At 45.5% G+C, this 15,195-nt stretch carries 29 protein-coding genes and 1 tRNA gene; all 30 read left to right on the forward strand.

What is annotated here, in order from left to right; translation table 11 throughout:
• On the forward strand, positions 1–204 hold a 204-nt coding region (locus ACW73I_RS11910), incomplete at its 5' end, for an EF-Tu C-terminal domain-related protein (protein WP_458029579.1).
• 7 nt (positions 205–211) lie between these two features.
• Positions 212–523, forward strand: coding sequence for a 30S ribosomal protein S10 (gene rpsJ / locus ACW73I_RS11915; protein WP_013820389.1), 312 nt, complete (start codon positions 212–214; stop codon positions 521–523).
• A 30-nt stretch (positions 524–553) separates the two neighbouring features.
• Positions 554–1,204 (forward strand): 50S ribosomal protein L3, encoded by a 651-nt coding sequence (gene rplC, locus ACW73I_RS11920; RefSeq protein ID WP_458029580.1) that lies wholly within the window; start codon positions 554–556, stop codon positions 1,202–1,204.
• Between the two features lie 3 nt (positions 1,205–1,207).
• Positions 1,208–1,822, forward strand: a complete 615-nt coding sequence (gene rplD, locus ACW73I_RS11925) for a 50S ribosomal protein L4 (RefSeq protein WP_458029581.1) — start codon at positions 1,208–1,210, stop codon at positions 1,820–1,822.
• Between the two features lie 2 nt (positions 1,823–1,824).
• Positions 1,825–2,118 carry a 50S ribosomal protein L23 gene (gene rplW / locus ACW73I_RS11930; RefSeq protein WP_458029707.1) on the forward strand — a complete coding sequence of 98 codons (294 nt, stop codon included), beginning with the start codon at positions 1,825–1,827 and terminating at the stop codon, positions 2,116–2,118.
• A 31-nt stretch (positions 2,119–2,149) separates the two neighbouring features.
• On the forward strand, positions 2,150–2,977 hold the full coding sequence (rplB, locus tag ACW73I_RS11935; protein WP_458029582.1) for a 50S ribosomal protein L2: 828 nt from the start codon (positions 2,150–2,152) through the stop codon (positions 2,975–2,977).
• A gap of 12 nt (positions 2,978–2,989) precedes the next feature.
• Positions 2,990–3,262, forward strand: a complete 273-nt coding sequence (gene rpsS / locus ACW73I_RS11940; RefSeq protein ID WP_458029583.1) for a 30S ribosomal protein S19 — start codon at positions 2,990–2,992, stop codon at positions 3,260–3,262.
• A 9-nt stretch (positions 3,263–3,271) separates the two neighbouring features.
• A complete protein-coding gene (gene rplV, locus ACW73I_RS11945) occupies positions 3,272–3,604 on the forward strand; it encodes a 50S ribosomal protein L22 (RefSeq protein ID WP_458029584.1) in 333 nt (110 codons plus the stop codon).
• A 13-nt stretch (positions 3,605–3,617) separates the two neighbouring features.
• Complete coding sequence (gene rpsC / locus ACW73I_RS11950) at positions 3,618–4,289, forward strand: 30S ribosomal protein S3 (RefSeq protein ID WP_458029585.1); 672 nt, start codon at positions 3,618–3,620, stop codon at positions 4,287–4,289.
• Between the two features lie 16 nt (positions 4,290–4,305).
• On the forward strand, positions 4,306–4,719 hold the full coding sequence (gene rplP, locus ACW73I_RS11955) for a 50S ribosomal protein L16 (RefSeq protein WP_458029586.1): 414 nt from the start codon (positions 4,306–4,308) through the stop codon (positions 4,717–4,719).
• Positions 4,719–4,910, forward strand: coding sequence for a 50S ribosomal protein L29 (rpmC, locus tag ACW73I_RS11960; RefSeq protein WP_458029587.1), 192 nt, complete (start codon positions 4,719–4,721; stop codon positions 4,908–4,910). The genes rplP and rpmC overlap by 1 nt, the downstream gene beginning before the upstream one ends.
• Positions 4,911–4,912: 2 nt before the next feature.
• A complete protein-coding gene (gene rpsQ, locus ACW73I_RS11965) occupies positions 4,913–5,176 on the forward strand; it encodes a 30S ribosomal protein S17 (protein ID WP_458029589.1) in 264 nt (87 codons plus the stop codon).
• Between the two features lie 28 nt (positions 5,177–5,204).
• Positions 5,205–5,573, forward strand: coding sequence for a 50S ribosomal protein L14 (gene rplN, locus ACW73I_RS11970; RefSeq protein WP_458029591.1), 369 nt, complete (start codon positions 5,205–5,207; stop codon positions 5,571–5,573).
• Positions 5,574–5,588: 15 nt separating this feature from the next.
• Positions 5,589–5,906 (forward strand): 50S ribosomal protein L24, encoded by a 318-nt coding sequence (rplX, locus tag ACW73I_RS11975; protein WP_458029592.1) that lies wholly within the window; start codon positions 5,589–5,591, stop codon positions 5,904–5,906.
• 14 nt (positions 5,907–5,920) lie between these two features.
• On the forward strand, positions 5,921–6,460 hold the full coding sequence (rplE, locus tag ACW73I_RS11980; protein ID WP_458029594.1) for a 50S ribosomal protein L5: 540 nt from the start codon (positions 5,921–5,923) through the stop codon (positions 6,458–6,460).
• An 11-nt stretch (positions 6,461–6,471) separates the two neighbouring features.
• Complete coding sequence (gene rpsN, locus ACW73I_RS11985) at positions 6,472–6,777, forward strand: 30S ribosomal protein S14 (RefSeq protein WP_458029596.1); 306 nt, start codon at positions 6,472–6,474, stop codon at positions 6,775–6,777.
• 30 nt (positions 6,778–6,807) lie between these two features.
• Positions 6,808–7,203, forward strand: coding sequence for a 30S ribosomal protein S8 (rpsH, locus tag ACW73I_RS11990; RefSeq protein WP_458029598.1), 396 nt, complete (start codon positions 6,808–6,810; stop codon positions 7,201–7,203).
• Positions 7,204–7,217: 14 nt separating this feature from the next.
• Entirely contained in the window at positions 7,218–7,751 is a 534-nt protein-coding gene (gene rplF / locus ACW73I_RS11995; protein WP_458029600.1) for a 50S ribosomal protein L6, read from the forward strand.
• Positions 7,752–7,759: 8 nt separating this feature from the next.
• Complete coding sequence (gene rplR, locus ACW73I_RS12000; RefSeq protein ID WP_458029601.1) at positions 7,760–8,113, forward strand: 50S ribosomal protein L18; 354 nt, start codon at positions 7,760–7,762, stop codon at positions 8,111–8,113.
• A 10-nt stretch (positions 8,114–8,123) separates the two neighbouring features.
• A complete protein-coding gene (rpsE, locus tag ACW73I_RS12005; RefSeq protein WP_458029603.1) occupies positions 8,124–8,630 on the forward strand; it encodes a 30S ribosomal protein S5 in 507 nt (168 codons plus the stop codon).
• Between the two features lie 5 nt (positions 8,631–8,635).
• Positions 8,636–8,821, forward strand: coding sequence for a 50S ribosomal protein L30 (gene rpmD, locus ACW73I_RS12010; RefSeq protein ID WP_458029605.1), 186 nt, complete (start codon positions 8,636–8,638; stop codon positions 8,819–8,821).
• A complete protein-coding gene (gene rplO, locus ACW73I_RS12015; RefSeq protein ID WP_458029607.1) occupies positions 8,821–9,255 on the forward strand; it encodes a 50S ribosomal protein L15 in 435 nt (144 codons plus the stop codon). Before rpmD ends, rplO begins: the two co-directional genes overlap by 1 nt.
• On the forward strand, positions 9,256–10,581 hold the full coding sequence (secY, locus tag ACW73I_RS12020) for a preprotein translocase subunit SecY (protein ID WP_458029609.1): 1,326 nt from the start codon (positions 9,256–9,258) through the stop codon (positions 10,579–10,581).
• Between the two features lie 21 nt (positions 10,582–10,602).
• Positions 10,603–10,716 (forward strand): 50S ribosomal protein L36, encoded by a 114-nt coding sequence (gene rpmJ / locus ACW73I_RS12025; protein WP_458029611.1) that lies wholly within the window; start codon positions 10,603–10,605, stop codon positions 10,714–10,716.
• A gap of 69 nt (positions 10,717–10,785) precedes the next feature.
• Positions 10,786–11,142 carry a 30S ribosomal protein S13 gene (gene rpsM, locus ACW73I_RS12030; protein ID WP_458029613.1) on the forward strand — a complete coding sequence of 119 codons (357 nt, stop codon included), beginning with the start codon at positions 10,786–10,788 and terminating at the stop codon, positions 11,140–11,142.
• A 21-nt stretch (positions 11,143–11,163) separates the two neighbouring features.
• Positions 11,164–11,550 carry a 30S ribosomal protein S11 gene (rpsK, locus tag ACW73I_RS12035; protein ID WP_458029614.1) on the forward strand — a complete coding sequence of 129 codons (387 nt, stop codon included), beginning with the start codon at positions 11,164–11,166 and terminating at the stop codon, positions 11,548–11,550.
• A 20-nt stretch (positions 11,551–11,570) separates the two neighbouring features.
• Complete coding sequence (rpsD, locus tag ACW73I_RS12040; protein WP_458029616.1) at positions 11,571–12,191, forward strand: 30S ribosomal protein S4; 621 nt, start codon at positions 11,571–11,573, stop codon at positions 12,189–12,191.
• A 16-nt stretch (positions 12,192–12,207) separates the two neighbouring features.
• Positions 12,208–13,215, forward strand: coding sequence for a DNA-directed RNA polymerase subunit alpha (locus ACW73I_RS12045; protein ID WP_458029617.1), 1,008 nt, complete (start codon positions 12,208–12,210; stop codon positions 13,213–13,215).
• A gap of 18 nt (positions 13,216–13,233) precedes the next feature.
• Positions 13,234–13,596, forward strand: coding sequence for a 50S ribosomal protein L17 (rplQ, locus tag ACW73I_RS12050; protein ID WP_458029618.1), 363 nt, complete (start codon positions 13,234–13,236; stop codon positions 13,594–13,596).
• Between the two features lie 11 nt (positions 13,597–13,607).
• Positions 13,608–13,683, forward strand: a tRNA-Thr gene (locus tag ACW73I_RS12055).
• Positions 13,684–15,195: the final 1,512 nt, after the last annotated feature.

Genomic DNA, 15,195 nt, shown 5'->3' on the forward strand with positions numbered 1-15,195 from the left:
CGTCCGCAGTTCTACTTCAGAACCACAGACGTAACCGGAGCGGTCGAATTGCCGGAAGGCGTTGAAATGGTCATGCCTGGCGATAACATCGCCGTGACTGTCAAACTGATCGTGCCGATTGCAATGGACGATGGTTTGCGCTTTGCGATTCGTGAAGGCGGCCGTACCGTCGGTGCGGGTGTTGTTGCTTCTATTATCGAGTAAATAAAGAATGGCTAATCAAACAATCCGAATCCAATTGAAAGCGTTTGATCATAAATTGATTGATCAATCGGCTGGTGAAATTGTTGAAACGGCTAAAAGAACCGGAGCGCAAGTAAAAGGTCCTATTCCGTTGCCGACAAGAAAAGAGCGCTTCACCATTTTGATCTCGCCTCATGTCAATAAGGACGCGCGCGATCAGTATGAGTTAAGAACTTACAAACGGTTGTTGGACATTGTTGAGCCAACCGATAAAACTGTGGATGCATTGATGAAACTGGATCTGGCAGCCGGGGTTGATGTTCAAATTAAGCTTAAGTAAAGCGAGAAACTATTTTAGAGGGATTGGCAGATGTCAATAGGTCTTGTTGGTCGTAAATGTGGTATGACCCGTATTTTTGGTGAAGATGGCGCTTCAGTGCCTGTAACTGTTTTACACATCGATTCGAATCGTGTTATCCAAGTGAAACGCGTTGAATCCGATGGGTACCGCGCAATTCAAGTTGCTGCCGGAAACGTTAAATCTTCGAAAGTAAACAAAGCCATGGCTGGTCATTATGCAGCTGCAAACGTAACTGCTGGCCGCGGATTGTGGGAATTCAGATTAAATGACGATGAGGGTGTTGAGCTGTCTGCCGGTTCGGAACTGACTGTAAGCGTGTTTGAGGCTGGTCAAAAAGTAGACGTATCAGGCACAAGTATCGGAAAGGGCTTCGCGGGCACGGTCAAAAGACATAATTTCAGAACGCAGGACGCTACGCACGGTAACTCAAGATCACACAGGGTTCCCGGTTCAAACGGTATGAACCAGACGCCCGGCCGAGTATTTAAGGGAAAGAAAATGTGCGGCCAAATGGGTGCAGTAAAAACCACCGTGCAAAATTTAACTATCCACTCCATTGATCTGGAAAGAAACCTGATCTTGGTTAAAGGTGCTGTTCCTGGTGCTAAAGATAGCGATGTCGTCATTACGCCAGCAGTCAAAATGTTAAATAAAGGTTAAATTATGAGTTTGCAAATACCTGCGATTACTAATCAAGGAACGGCGCTCGATGTGTCTGAGGCGGTTTTTGGACAGGGCTTCAACGAGACGCTAGTTCACCAGCTTGTGGTCAAGTACATGGCGTCAGCCCGTGCCGGCACGAAGGCGCAAAAAAATCGCGCTGCCGTCAGCGGCGGCGGTGCTAAGCCTTTTCGTCAGAAAGGCACGGGCCGCGCTCGCGCGGGTACCACTAGAGGGCCTATATGGCGTTCAGGTGGTGTCACGTTTGCGGCACAGCCCAGATCATTCGATCAAAAACTGAATAAAAAAATGTATAAGATTGGTATACGCTCAATCTTTTCCGAGCTTCTTAGACAAGATCGTATCTCAGTGTGCGACGATATTTTGCCTTCGGCTCCGAAAACAAAAGAGTTTTTGACCAAAATTAAATCAATTGATGCTAAACGTATTCTGATTGTCGTCGAGGAACTAAACGAAAATCTGATCTTGGCAGCGCGAAATGTGCCATACGTTGCGGTGATGACGCCGATTAGCGTCGATCCCGTTTCATTGGTTTCGGCCGACAAAGTGATTGCGACAACTACAGCCCTGAAGCAAATCGAGGAGCGTTTAGCATGAGCATGCAACAAATCAAATTAGCGACTGTTTTATCGGCACCCGTAGTGTCTGAAAAAAGCGCAATCGTCGCCGATACGAGCAATCAGTACGTTTTTAAAGTTGCAAAGAACGCGACCAAGCTACAAATTAAAAACGCCGTCGAGTTAATGTTTGACGTAAAAGTCGACACAGTGCGTGTTCTGAATGTGAAGGGTAAGATTAAGCGCTTTGGGCGTACTTTGGGTAAAAGATCGGACTGGAAGAAGGCATACGTTAAATTACAGTCCGGACATAATATCGAATTAGCAACAGCTTAAGTTTTAAGATCAATAGGAGCGGTAGAACAGCATGGCTATTCTAAAATCTAAACCGACATCCCCGGGTTCTCGGTTTGTAGTACGCGTACAAAACAATGATTTGCATAAGGGTAAGCCATTTGCGCAACTACTAGACAAAAAAAGCAAATCTGGCGGTCGCAACAATACTGGTCGGATCACTACCCGACATGTCGGTGGTGGGCATAAAAAGTTCTACCGCATTATCGACTTCAAACGTAACAAAAGCGATATTCCCGCTATTGTCGAAAGATTGGAGTATGACCCAAACAGAACGGCGAATATCGCATTAGTCTTATATAAAGACGGTGAGCGCAGATACATCATCGCGCCAAAAGGTATCGAAGTTGGCCAAGAAATTCTAAGTGGCGAGACAACGCCGGTTAAAGCGGGCAACTGTATGCCATTACGCAATATTCCGTTAGGTACAACGATTCATTGTATCGAGTTGAAACCAGGCAAAGGCGCTCAATTGGTGCGTAGTGCGGGGGCTTCGGCGCAATTAGTGGCAAAGGACGGAGCGTATGCAACCCTTCGTTTGCGTTCAGGCGAGATGCGTAAAGTGTCGTCGGATTGTAGAGGTGTGGTTGGTGAAGTATCGAACTCTGAGCACAACCTGATCTCGTTAGGCAAAGCTGGCGCTAAAAGATGGAGAGGCGTTCGCCCTACTGTTAGAGGTGTGGCGATGAATCCGGTAGATCATCCGCACGGTGGTGGTGAGGGTCGGACTTCGGGCGGTAGACACCCTGTGTCACCGTGGGGTACCCCAACTAAAGGTTATAAAACACGCAAAAATAAACGTACTGACAATATGATTGTTAGACGCCGTAAGCAAAAATAAGAGGTATTACTCGTGCCGCGTTCAATTAAAAAAGGTCCATTTATTGATCATCACTTGCTGAAAAAGGTCGATGAAGCAGTGAGAACAAATAGCCGGAAACCGATTAAAACTTGGTCAAGAAGATCGATGATCAGCCCTGAAATGTTGGGATTGACCATAGCTGTGCACAACGGTAAGCAGCACATTCCTGTTTTGATCACAGAAAACATGGTCGGTCATAAGTTGGGCGAGTTTTCGCCGACTCGTACTTATAAAGGCCATATCGTCGATAAAAAATCAAGATAGGAGAGGAGTGTGGAAATTTCAGCAAAATTAAGTAACGCACCCTTGTCGGCTCAAAAAGCAAGGCTGGTGGGAGATCAGATCCGTGGCATGCCCGTCGAAAAGGCGCTTAACGTTCTGGCTTTTAGTTCTAAGAAGGCGGCCGGGATTTTTAAAAAGGTGTTGGAGTCCGCGATAGCAAATGCGGAGCATAATGAAAGTGCCGATATCGACGAGCTTAAAGTATCAACAGTTTATGTAAACGAAGGTCGGACTTTGAAGAGGATCGCGGCGCGAGCTAAAGGTCGCGCTAATCACATTCTAAAAAGAACGTGCCACATAACAATCAAAGTAACAGAAGGCTAACAGAGGTATTAAAATGGGTCAAAAGGTTCATCCCACCGGCATTCGTCTAGGGATAGTTAAAGATTGGACTTCAAGATGGTATGCAAATAGCCAGAACTACCCGGTGCTTCTGTTACAAGACTTGAAGGTTCGTGAATACATTAAAAAGAAACTAATGCACGCGTCAGTCAGCAGAGTTCAAATTAACCGGCCTGCCAATAACGCCAACATTACTGTCCATACCGCGCGCCCTGGTATTGTAATCGGTAAAAAAGGCGAAGACATTGATGTATTAAGACAGGACATCTCAAAAATGATGGGGGTCCCCGTACAATTGAATGTCGAAGAAATCCGGAAGCCTGAACTCGATGCGTATTTGGTCGCTGAAAGTATCGCTCAGCAATTGGAAAAGCGTATCATGTATCGTCGCGCGATGAAAAGAGCGGTGACGAACACTATGCGCCTGGGCGCCGAAGGCATAAAGATCACAGTGGCCGGCCGTTTGAACGGTGCAGAGATTGCTCGTACCGAATGGTATAGAGAGGGCCGCGTTCCTTTGCATACATTGCGTGCCGATATCGATTATGGTACTGCTGAAGCAAAAACGACGTATGGCATAATCGGAATTAAAGTCTGGATATTCAAAGGTGAAGTGTTTGATATGGATGCGCATAATGCTTCATTAAACACTGAGTCTAAAAAATAGTTGAAGGAAAGAAAAAATGCTTCAGCCCAAAAGAACAAAATTTAGAAAGCAACAAACCGGCAAGAATAACGGCACAGCGCTTAGAGGTTCGTCCGTCAGTTTTGGCGAGTATGGATTAAAGGCGATAAGCCGTGGTAGAATGACGGCCCGCCAAATCGAGGCGGCGCGTCGAGCGATCACCCGTCATGTAAAACGGGGCGGAAAGATCTGGATACGTGTATTCCCCGACAAGCCGATTACCAAAAAACCATTAGAAGTTCGTATGGGAAAAGGTAAAGGTAGTGTAGAATATTGGGTTGCACAAATTAAGCCTGGCAAGATGCTGTTTGAGATTGAAGGCGTGCCGGAAGAACTAGCACGTGAGGCGTTTAGCCTGGCGGCAGCAAAACTGCCCGTCAAAACAACATTTTCTGCGCGGACGATAATGTGATGAAAGCAACAGAATTAAGAAACAAGTCAAAAGAAGAGTTGATGGCTAGTCTGTTGGAACTGACTCGCGAACAGTTCAACTTGCGTATGCAAAAAGGCACTGGTCAGCTAGTTAAGTCAAGCCAAGTAAAACAGGTCAGACGGGATATAGCTCGTATCAACACCGTTTTAACTGAAATGGCAAGAGGCTAACAATGAGCGATGATTTGACAAAAGTTCGCACCGTTACCGGCCGCGTGGTCAGTAACAAGATGGACAAAACAGCTGCGGTTCTGGTTGAGCGTTTGGTGAAACATCCGGTTTACGGGAAGTATGTTAAGCGTTCTACCAAGTTTTTAGTGCACGACGAAAATAATCAATGTCAAGAAGGCGACATCGTTTCTATTACGTCCTGTAGGCCGTTATCTAAACGAAAAACGTTTAAATTAGTAGAAGTACTCGAAGCTTCGAATAAGTAAATAATTAAATTTTAGTTGGGAATTTAAAATGATTCAGATGCAAACTAGCCTTGACGTCGCCGACAATAGTGGCGCAAAAAAGGTCATGTGTATCAAAGTACTAGGTGGTTCACATAGGCGTTATGCCGGTATAGGCGACATCATTAAGGTCAGCGTTAAAGAAGCAATGCCTCGCACTCGCGTTAAAAAGGGGGATGTCTATAACGCACTAGTCGTTAGAACACGAAAAGGTGTGCGTAGAGCCGACGGTTCGGTCATTCGGTTTGACGGCAACGCGGCTGTCATTTTAAACAACCAACTTCAGCCTATTGGGACTCGTATATTTGGACCAGTCACAAGAGAATTAAGGGGGGATAAGTTTATGAAGATTATCTCGCTTGCTCCGGAAGTTCTTTAGATATTGGGTGCCAAAATGCAAAAGATTAGACAAGGCGATGAAGTAATCGTCATCGTAGGAAAAGATAAGGGAAAGTTAGGGAAAGTTTCGAAAATTCTTCACAACAATAAAGTTTTGGTCGAAGGTATTAACACGGTCAAAAAACACCAAAGAGGCAATCCCAATCAGGGGGTCTCGGGTGGTATCGTCGATAAGGACATGCCCATCGATATTTCCAACGTGGCTTTATACAATCCAAAGACTAAAAAAGCGGATCGCGTGGGATTTAGAACTCTGGAAGACGGAAAAAAAGTCAGATTTTTTAAATCAAACAATGAAGTTGTTGGTCTATAAGGTGTTATAAAGCTATGGCAAGACTTGAAACTAAATATAAGAACGAAATTGTGGCTGCCATGCAAGCGCAATTCGGCTATAAATCGATTATGCAAGTGCCCAAGATTACTAAGATTACCCTAAACATGGGGGTGGGCGAAGCAATTGCTGACAAGAAGATACTGCAATCCGCAGTCGCTGATATGGAGAAAATCGCCGGGCAAAAACCAGTGATCACATTAGCGAGAAAATCAATCGCCGGTTTTAAAATTCGCGACGATATGCCGATCGGTTGTAAAGTAACTCTGCGTGGTGCGAAGATGTACGAATTTTTTGACCGGTTAATCACAATCGCGATACCCCGTATTCGGGATTTTAGAGGGATGAGCTCAAAAAGTTTCGATGGCCGGGGAAATTATAGCTGTGGAATAAAAGAACAAATCATCTTTCCTGAAATCGATTACGACAAAATCGACGCTCTCCGCGGTATGGATATTTGTATCACAACATCGGCTAAGTCAGATGAAGAGGGCTTGGCATTGCTGAAACAATTTAACTTTCCATTTAAAAACTAAGGGCGCTGATCATGGCAAAGAAATCGATGATTGCACGTGAAGCGAAGCGTGCGGTTTTAATAAAAAAATATCAAGCTAAAAGAGAAGCTTTAAAAGAAATTATTCGGTCACCCAATAGCTCGTTCGAAGAAAAAGAAAACGCTCAACTCCAATTGCAAAAATTGCCTAGGGATTCTAGTAAGTCCAGGTTACGCAATCGTTGTAACCTGACGGGTCGCCCACATGGCTATTACAGAAAGTTCGGTCTGAGCCGGAACAAGCTACGCGAAGCAACTATGCGTGGTGATGTGCCCGGTGTTACCAAGGCAAGTTGGTAGCTCAGTTACTTACGTTTTTGGAGAATTTTGATGAGCATGACAGATCCAATAGCAGATATGCTGACCAGAATAAGAAATGGTCAATCTGCAGGAAAAAAGAGCGTAAAACTGCCGTCTTCCAAGTTGAAGCTGGCGATCGCTAAAGTACTTAAAGAAGAAGGTTATATTAATGATTATCAAGCCGATAAAGTAGGTAATCATATGGAGATGACCATTGATTTGAAATATTACAATGGTACTCCAGTTATCGAAAGCTTAAAACGCGTTAGTCGCCCGGGTCTTAGAATTTATAAATCAAAAGACGAGTTACCTAAAGTCTTAGGTGGATTAGGTATTGCGATTGTATCCACATCTAACGGTGTTATGACAGATCGTGCGGCGCGTGCCATTGGTCACGGCGGCGAAGTCATCTGCACGGTTTGTTAAGATTAGGAGGTAGCATGTCAAGAGTAGCAAATGCCCCTATTGCGCTGCCAGCAGGCGTCGATGTATCACTCGACGGAAACCTGATGGTCGTAAAAGGAAAGTTAGGCCAGTTATCCTTTGGTCTTCACGATGCTGTAACACTAGATATTAGCCAGAACGAAATCAAGGTTAAGTGGGACGATAACGTCAAAAACGCGAAAGCGTTTGCCGGAACCGCGAGGGCTTGTATCGGCAATATGGTCAAAGGCGTTTCTGAAGGTTTCGTTAAAAAAATGCAACTGGTTGGTGTTGGTTATCGAGCGCAAGTCAGCGGAAAAGTATTGACCCTTTCACTCGGATATTCAAACCCCGTCGAATATACTCTACCAGAAGGTATCACTGTCGAAGTGCCCACGCAGACAGAACTGCTAGTTAAAGGTAGCGATAAACAACAAGTGGGGCAAGTCGCTTCGGAAATCCGCGCGTTTCGTCCACCTGAGCCATACAAAGGTAAAGGGGTCAGACTCGCAGATGAATACGTCGCTCGTAAAGAAGCCAAGAAGAAATAGGTAAAAAGATGGACAAGAAATCCGCAAGATTAAAGAGAGCGCTGAAATTACGTTGCAAAATCAAGCGATCCGAGGTTAACAGGCTTACGATCCACCGCACCGCGCAGCACATTTACGCACAGGTGTTAAGTACCGATGGAAAATCAACGCTAGCGGCGGCCTCAACTACTCAAGGCGAGATAAAGGCCGCCATCAAAAACACAAGTAATATCACCGCGGCAAGCGAAGTCGGTAAAAAAATAGCGGAAAAAGCTATCGCCGCCGGTGTTACCGAAGTGGCATTTGATCGCTCTGGTTTTAAATATCATGGTCGCGTGAAAGCATTAGCCGACGCGGCTCGTGAAGCTGGATTGAAGTTTTAGGGGAATTAGAATGGCAACAGCACCAGCTCAAGGTAGTACAGACGGTTTGCAAGAAAAACTGGTCAACGTTAGACGCGTTGCGAAAGTAGTAAAAGGGGGTCGAGTCTTCGGCTTTGCCGCGCTTACTGTTGTTGGCGACGGTGAAGGTCGCGTCGGTTATGGCGTGGCTAAAGCTCGCGAGGTCCCGGTTGCGATTCAAAAATCGCTGGAACAAGCACGGAAGAACATGAAAAAGGTCGCGCTGAGCGGCGGTACGCTGCAATATTCGGTTATGTCGAATACCGGCGCCGCAAAAGTTTACATGCAGCCAGCGTCAGAGGGCACCGGTATTATTGCTGGCGGGGCGATGCGCGCGGTTTTTGAAGTCGTTGGGGTTCATAATGTATTAGCGAAATGCATAGGTACAAGCAACCCGATCAATGTTGTGAGAGCAACAATCAACGGTTTGACCGCGATGCGCGATCCTAAACAAATCGCCGCAAAGCGGGGTTTAACGGTTGAACAAATTACAGGGTAATTGTCATGACAGTAAAAAAGTTAAGTGTGACGATGACCAAAAGTAAAAATGGTCGCTTGAAAAGTCATCAGGAATGTTTGAAAGGGTTAGGATTGCGGAAGATTCGGCACACCGTCGAAGTAATAGACACGCCGGAAAATCGCGGAATGATTAACAGAATTGCCTACATGCTAAAAGTTGAGGAAGTGTGATGTACTTGAATACAATTCAAGCATCTTCTGGTGCGAGAAAAGAAAGGAAAAGGGTTGGTCGCGGTATCGGCTCAACTGACGGGAAAACGTGTGGCAGGGGGCATAAAGGCCAGAAAGCTCGAGCAGGCGGTTTCCATAAAGTCGGCTTCGAAGGCGGTCAAATGCCGTTGCAAAGAAGGTTGCCTAAGGTCGGATTCAATTCGCGGATAAAAAAATTTAGCGCAGAAATACGCTTGAGCGAGCTGAATCGACTTAATACGGATACTATTGATCTGCAAACGCTCATTGCAAACAATATTGTCCCGGTATTTGTTAAAAAAGTGAAATTGATCAATTCTGGTTCTATCGCTAAAGCAGTTTCGTTAAAAGGCATCGCGGCAACTCCGGGCGCGCGCCAGGCGATTGAAGCGGCTGGCGGCAAGGTCGAGGCGTAAGTGAGTACGAAAGGGTATGATGTCTCCGCTGGCAAGTTCCAGTTTGGAGAGTTAAAGTCTAGGTTGTTATTCGTGTTCGGCGCATTCGTCGTTTATCGTATCGGCGCACACATACCAGTGCCTGGAATCGATCCAAATGCTTTACAAGCAATGTTCGAGCAACAATCGGGCTCCATTTTGGACATGTTTAACATGTTCTCGGGTGGAGCGTTGATGAGGCTCAGTATCTTTGCTCTCGGCATTATGCCCTATATTTCGGCGTCGATTATCATGCAGCTAATGACTATCGTCGTCCCGACGCTAGAGCAAATTAAAAAAGAGGGTGAATCAGGCCGTCGTAAGATTACGCAGTACACCCGTTATGCGACCGTGCTGTTGGCAATGTTCCAATCGATAGGTATTTCGGTCGCGTTGCAAAATCAAACGGCGGGCGGGTTGGCTGTGGTCATTCATCCTGGCATATCGTTTGTCGTTGTAACGACGTTGACCCTGGTTACCGGGACCATTTTTCTGATGTGGTTAGGAGAGCAGGTTACCGAACGAGGCATAGGGAACGGTATTTCTTTGATTATTTTCGCAGGTATCGTTTCCGGCTTGCCATCGGCAATCGGAGGTACGCTCGAGTTAGCCCGAACCGGCGAAATGAATAGCGCCTTAATTGTATTGCTGTTTGCGATTTCTATCGTTGTCACGGGGATAGTAGTATTTGTCGAACGGGCGCAAAGACGGATCACAATTAATTACCCTAAGCGCCAGCAAGGCAACCGAGTGTATGCGGGGCAGTCATCATTTTTGCCGCTGAAGCTGAATATGGCAGGTGTTATTCCTCCCATTTTTGCTAGCAGTATCATTCTGTTTCCCGCAACGATTGCCGGGTGGTTCGGCAACGTAGAAGGCTTCGCATGGCTTCAAGACATTTCGACCGTGTTGTCTCCCGGGCAGCCCGTTTATGTAATGTTTTATGCTCTCGCTATTATCTTCTTTTGTTTTTTCTATACTGCACTTGTATTTAACTCGAAAGAAACGGCCGAGAATCTGAAGAAATCGGGTGCTTATTTGCCCGGTATTAGGCCTGGTGTACAGACAACGGCGTACATCGATAAGGTAATGACTCGTTTAACGTTAGTCGGAGCGATTTACATCACACTAATTTGTTTGTTGCCTGAGTTTTTAATCGTTTATTGGAATGTTCCTTTCTCATTTGGTGGTACTTCGCTTCTGATTATTGTTGTTGTCGTAATGGACTTTATTTCACAAATGCAAACGCATTTGATGTCTCAACAATATGAAGGCTTAATGAAGAAAGCCAATTTGAAAAGAAATTAAATTAATTGAGAGGAGATAGCCGTGAAAGTTCGCGCATCTGTAAAACCAATTTGTAAAAATTGCAAAGTTATTAAAAGAAGTGGGGTTGTACGTGTCATCTGTAAAGACGGGCGTCACAAGCAGCGCCAAGGTTAATTTTGTTTTTTAAAATAATAATGTTATAATTTTCGATTAACTTAAGATTTAAACTTTAGGAGTATCTGGATGGCTCGTATAGCCGGTATTAACGTAGCTGATCATAAGCACGCAGAAATCGCTTTGACTGCTATATACGGGATTGGACGGCAGACTGCAAGGCTTATCTGCGCTCAGGTTGGCATACCGACTACCGTAAAGATCAAAGATTTAAGCGAAGATCAAGTGGAGTCCATACGTAAAGTTATATCAACAATGACTGTTGAAGGCGACTTGCGGCGTGAGGTCTCCATGAATGTTAAGCGCTTGATGGATCTTGGGTGCTATCGAGGAATTAGGCACAGAAGAGGACTCCCTTTAAGAGGGCAGCGCACTCGAACAAATGCAAGGACCCGTAAAGGGCCTAGAAAACCAGTTACTAAATAAAGTTTTTCAGTAGGCAAGTTAATGGCAACCCAAAACCGTGTAAAAAAACGCATCAAAAAAGAAGTGGCCGACGGCATAGCGCACGTACATGCTTCATTTAATAATACGATCGTCACTATTACTGATCGCAAAGGCAACGCTTTATCTTGGGCAACTGCCGGAGGATCTGGCTTTAGAGGGTCGAGAAAAAGCACGCCATTCGCAGCGCAAGTCGCAGCGGAAAAAGCGGGTTCAGTTGCTCAAGAGTACGGCATGAAAAACCTAGATGTTATGATAAAAGGGCCTGGCCCCGGTCGTGAGTCCGCTGTGCGCTCGCTTAATAATCTCGGGTTCAAAATTACCAACATCGTCGACGTTACGCCTATTCCGCACAACGGTTGTCGTCCACCTAAAAAGCGCCGCGTATAAGGTTTTGGGAGTAAATAGAAATGGCAAGATATATAGGTCCAGTTTGTAAGTTAAGTAGAAGAGAGGGCACGGATCTCTTTTTGAAGGGCAGAGGTAAAGCGTTAGATAGCAAATGTAAGCTAGAACAGCGTCCGGGACAACACGGCGCCAAGCGCGCTAGAAACTCAGACTATGCGCTCCAGTTGAGAGCAAAACAACGAATTCGACGCATCTATGGCGTGTTAGAAAAACAATTCAGAAATTACTATAAAGCGGCGGATTTAAAAAAAGGCGCGACGGGTCAGAACCTGCTGGACTTTTTAGAATCAAGACTGGACAACGTAGTCTACCGCATGGGTTTTGCATCCACTCGCGCTGAAGCGAGACAGCTGGTTTCGCACAAAGCGATCTTAGTTAACGACCGGTTGATTAATATACCTTCGTTTCAGGTTAACGCCGGGGATAAAATCAGCTTACGAGAAAGAGCGAAAAACCAACAGCGCATAAAAGAGGCGGTTACGGTTGCGGAGCAATACGGATTTCCTCAATGGGTTGAAGTCAATGCGAAAGATATGAGCGGAACCTTTAAATCTTTGCCTGACCGGGCGGATTTGGGCTCGGAGATCAACGAGCAGCTAGTTGTTGAGCTTTATTCTAAGTAATCGATTGGTCGGATATATGCAAAGTTCTATAGCGGGTTTGTTAAAGCCAAAGTTAGTCGAGGTCGTAAGTCACACCGCGAACCACTCGCGAATAGTCATCGAACCATTGGAGCGTGGTTACGGACACTCACTTGGCAACGCACTACGTCGCGTTATGCTGTCGTCAATTCCCGGTTGCGCTGTAACCGAAGTGTCTATCGCAGGCGTATTGCACGAGTTCACGACGATCGACGGAGTCCAAGAAGATGTAATTGACATCTTGCTGAACCTGAAAAAATTAGCTGTTACGCTTCACAATAAAGATGAAGTCACGTTATCGCTTACCAAAAAAGGCGCTGGTGTCGTTACTGCGGCGGATATCGAGCCGAACTCGAATGTAGAGATCGTAAATCCGGAACTGGTTATTGCTAACCTTACTCAGGATAAAGTGTTCGACATAAAAATTAAAGTCGAGCGAGGCCGCGGCTATGTTCCGGCGAATGTTCGTAAGGCACAGTCAGACGACATGCCGGTCGGTGTCCTAATGCTCGATGCGGCGTTTAGTCCTGTTGCCAAGGTGGCGTATCATGTCGAAACCGCACGTGTTGAGCAACGTACCAACTTAGATAGACTGGTAATCGAGCTGGAAACGAACGGAACGGCAGATCCCGAAGGGGTGATCAAGCTGGCCGCGTCGATATTGCACGATCAGCTATCGGTGTTCGTCGACTTCGAAAAAGTAAAAGAACAGATGCCGGAAGAGAATGTGGTCGAAGAGGATGTATTCGATCCAATTTTACTCAGACCAGTTGATGATCTGGAGCTAACAGTCCGGTCGGCGAATTGTCTAAAAGCGGAAAATATATTCTATATCGGTGATCTTATCCAACGAACGGAAGTTGAACTGTTGAGGACACCCAATTTAGGAAAAAAATCACTTACCGAGATTAAAGACATATTAGCGATGAAGGGCTTGTCGCTGGGTATGAGACTGGAAAACTGGCCGCCAGAAAATCTAGTGGACCAATCTCAAATCGGTATCTAGGAAAAAAGGCATACGAAAATGAGACATCGTAAATCTGGAAGACAACTAAACAAAAACAGCAGTCATAGAAAAGCGCTGTTTAGCAACATGGCGTGTTCGTTGTTTAAACACGAATTAATCAAAACAACATTGCCAAAAGCAAAAGAGTTACGTATGATTGCGGAGCCGTTGATCACGCTATCGAAAGAAGATTCCGTAGCGAAAAGGCGTCAGGCATTCGCAAAACTGCAAGACAGAGACGCAGTTACAAAGCTATTTAACGATTTGGGTCCGCGATATAAAGAAAGACCCGGTGGATACCTGCGAATTATAAAATGCGGTTTTAGGCCGGGCGATAACGCACCGATGGCATACGTCGAGTTGATTGATAGAACGGAATAAAGGAACAATTTGCTGGTGTAGCTCAGTTGGTAGAGCAGCTGATTTGTAATCAGCCGGTCGCGGGTTCGAGTCCCATCACCAGCTCCATAATATCAAAGGCTTAGGTCTAACGGTCTAGGCCTTTTTTATTTACTTGGCTAAATTGTAGCTATTTTGGTCGGTTTCCGCCGTCCGAAATGCGGATAAGCTAGCGCATAACCGGCCAGTATTTGCTGGATAAATGAGCATAATGCCTAGCTATCTCTCACCAGCGGCGGTTTGGTGTTGTGAATAGGGTGCCTGTGGGTAATTGAGAGCTGAGGTGGCGGTGTGCGTACTCGTAAACGGAGTACAATCGCAGCAGCCACACGTTATGATAACCACAGTGGGTGACAACAAAAACCAGCCGGCCTAGGCAATTCAATAATTGTCCGTCGACAGCTTTTTTATCCGATGCTGTTGCCATTCCCAAAGACTTGTGAGTTCCGCTTGTTTGACTACTTCCGGTTATTCAATACGATTTTGATACCTGATATCCAGTTAATCTTTTTACCCGGAATTCAAAACGGGCGGGTGCATATGCCGAGGCACATCGGAAATCAAAAACAACTTTTAAAATACGCTTAGGCCTCGTTTAAATTCCGTTATGTCAGGATTTTTAGGGACCGCGCTAGTTAACATAAAGTCGCTTCAAAAGCAGATTTTGTTAAGGTTCTAACGCCGGTTCGCTAATGTCGGAAAATCAAATGGGCAGAGCGAAAGGAATGATTATTTTTTGTCTGTTGATTTTTTAATAAGCGCAATGTAAAAGATATCCCATTTACATATTATAAGGTGTGCGGGGGAGGGGGCTAATGTTTAAAAAAACGATCTCGCGGAGAAGTAGAAGGCGCTCAGGTATTGGCTATTCCTCGAGTTCATTAATCATGGCTAGCTCGGCTTTCATTATCTTGCTAGTGGCGTTGCTTCTTTCCGGTAATTTGGCCAATTTATCGGGTTCGTCTTCAAATCGAAATCTATTTGGAATTGTATACTTCTTGACAGTTTTCAATTTAGCCGGTGTCGGGTTGGCAGTAACAGCTCTTATTAAGTCACAGTTCAAGAAAGAACTGGCATATTATGCGTTACTTATCAACGTAGTAATGGGCGCATTCGATCTGTTGCTAGTACCATAAGCGGTAAAATGGTCAACAAAAACCGGAAACCGATTCGGGTAGGCTTGCAGTAAAATGTGCGTTTGAATTTGATCGGTCGATTGATATCCGCGTTGATAGAGATCGGCAGCCATCGTTATAAGTCAAACAATTAAGCGCACCCAATTTTACTGCTTCTTGAGCTTTGAATTTTTCGTAGCTGAGCCGTTCGTGCTTGAGGCTACGAGTCAATCGTTCAGCGGGTGACTTATCCCGGCAACTACCCGCGGACTCATGCTCAGTTCCATCTTCATCATGGCCAGACATGCTCGATTCACGGTTGGTATACTGACTACACGGCCTGAGTGGTGGTGCAATAGACCGGGTGGGTTTGCGTCGCCAAAGCCGTATTTGCAAGGCTTAACGCACTGCGAAATTCCCATATGATCGTCAATCGTGTAGCCGGAGCTCGCGGGAAAATAGATTG

This window comes from Methylomonas sp. MgM2, assembly GCF_054172045.1.

Bases quoted from the DNA above. Each gene is read 5' to 3' on its own strand.
- rpsJ (WP_013820389.1), top strand. From the start codon at position 212: ATGGCTAATCAAACAATCCGAATCCAATTGAAAGCGTTTGATCATAAA.
- rplC (WP_458029580.1), top strand. From the start codon at position 554: ATGTCAATAGGTCTTGTTGGTCGTAAATGTGGTATGACCCGTATTTTT.
- rplD (WP_458029581.1), top strand. From the start codon at position 1,208: ATGAGTTTGCAAATACCTGCGATTACTAATCAAGGAACGGCGCTCGAT.
- rplW (WP_458029707.1), top strand. From the start codon at position 1,825: ATGCAACAAATCAAATTAGCGACTGTTTTATCGGCACCCGTAGTGTCT.
- rplB (WP_458029582.1), top strand. From the start codon at position 2,150: ATGGCTATTCTAAAATCTAAACCGACATCCCCGGGTTCTCGGTTTGTA.
- rpsC (WP_458029585.1), top strand. From the start codon at position 3,618: ATGGGTCAAAAGGTTCATCCCACCGGCATTCGTCTAGGGATAGTTAAA.
- rplP (WP_458029586.1), top strand. From the start codon at position 4,306: ATGCTTCAGCCCAAAAGAACAAAATTTAGAAAGCAACAAACCGGCAAG.
- rpmC (WP_458029587.1), top strand. From the start codon at position 4,719: ATGAAAGCAACAGAATTAAGAAACAAGTCAAAAGAAGAGTTGATGGCT.
- rpsQ (WP_458029589.1), top strand. From the start codon at position 4,913: ATGAGCGATGATTTGACAAAAGTTCGCACCGTTACCGGCCGCGTGGTC.
- rplN (WP_458029591.1), top strand. From the start codon at position 5,205: ATGATTCAGATGCAAACTAGCCTTGACGTCGCCGACAATAGTGGCGCA.
- rplX (WP_458029592.1), top strand. From the start codon at position 5,589: ATGCAAAAGATTAGACAAGGCGATGAAGTAATCGTCATCGTAGGAAAA.
- rplE (WP_458029594.1), top strand. From the start codon at position 5,921: ATGGCAAGACTTGAAACTAAATATAAGAACGAAATTGTGGCTGCCATG.
- rpsN (WP_458029596.1), top strand. From the start codon at position 6,472: ATGGCAAAGAAATCGATGATTGCACGTGAAGCGAAGCGTGCGGTTTTA.
- rpsH (WP_458029598.1), top strand. From the start codon at position 6,808: ATGAGCATGACAGATCCAATAGCAGATATGCTGACCAGAATAAGAAAT.
- rplF (WP_458029600.1), top strand. From the start codon at position 7,218: ATGTCAAGAGTAGCAAATGCCCCTATTGCGCTGCCAGCAGGCGTCGAT.
- rplR (WP_458029601.1), top strand. From the start codon at position 7,760: ATGGACAAGAAATCCGCAAGATTAAAGAGAGCGCTGAAATTACGTTGC.
- rpsE (WP_458029603.1), top strand. From the start codon at position 8,124: ATGGCAACAGCACCAGCTCAAGGTAGTACAGACGGTTTGCAAGAAAAA.
- rpmD (WP_458029605.1), top strand. From the start codon at position 8,636: ATGACAGTAAAAAAGTTAAGTGTGACGATGACCAAAAGTAAAAATGGT.
- rplO (WP_458029607.1), top strand. From the start codon at position 8,821: ATGTACTTGAATACAATTCAAGCATCTTCTGGTGCGAGAAAAGAAAGG.
- rpsM (WP_458029613.1), top strand. From the start codon at position 10,786: ATGGCTCGTATAGCCGGTATTAACGTAGCTGATCATAAGCACGCAGAA.
- rpsK (WP_458029614.1), top strand. From the start codon at position 11,164: ATGGCAACCCAAAACCGTGTAAAAAAACGCATCAAAAAAGAAGTGGCC.
- rpsD (WP_458029616.1), top strand. From the start codon at position 11,571: ATGGCAAGATATATAGGTCCAGTTTGTAAGTTAAGTAGAAGAGAGGGC.
- ACW73I_RS12045 (WP_458029617.1), top strand. From the start codon at position 12,208: ATGCAAAGTTCTATAGCGGGTTTGTTAAAGCCAAAGTTAGTCGAGGTC.
- rplQ (WP_458029618.1), top strand. From the start codon at position 13,234: ATGAGACATCGTAAATCTGGAAGACAACTAAACAAAAACAGCAGTCAT.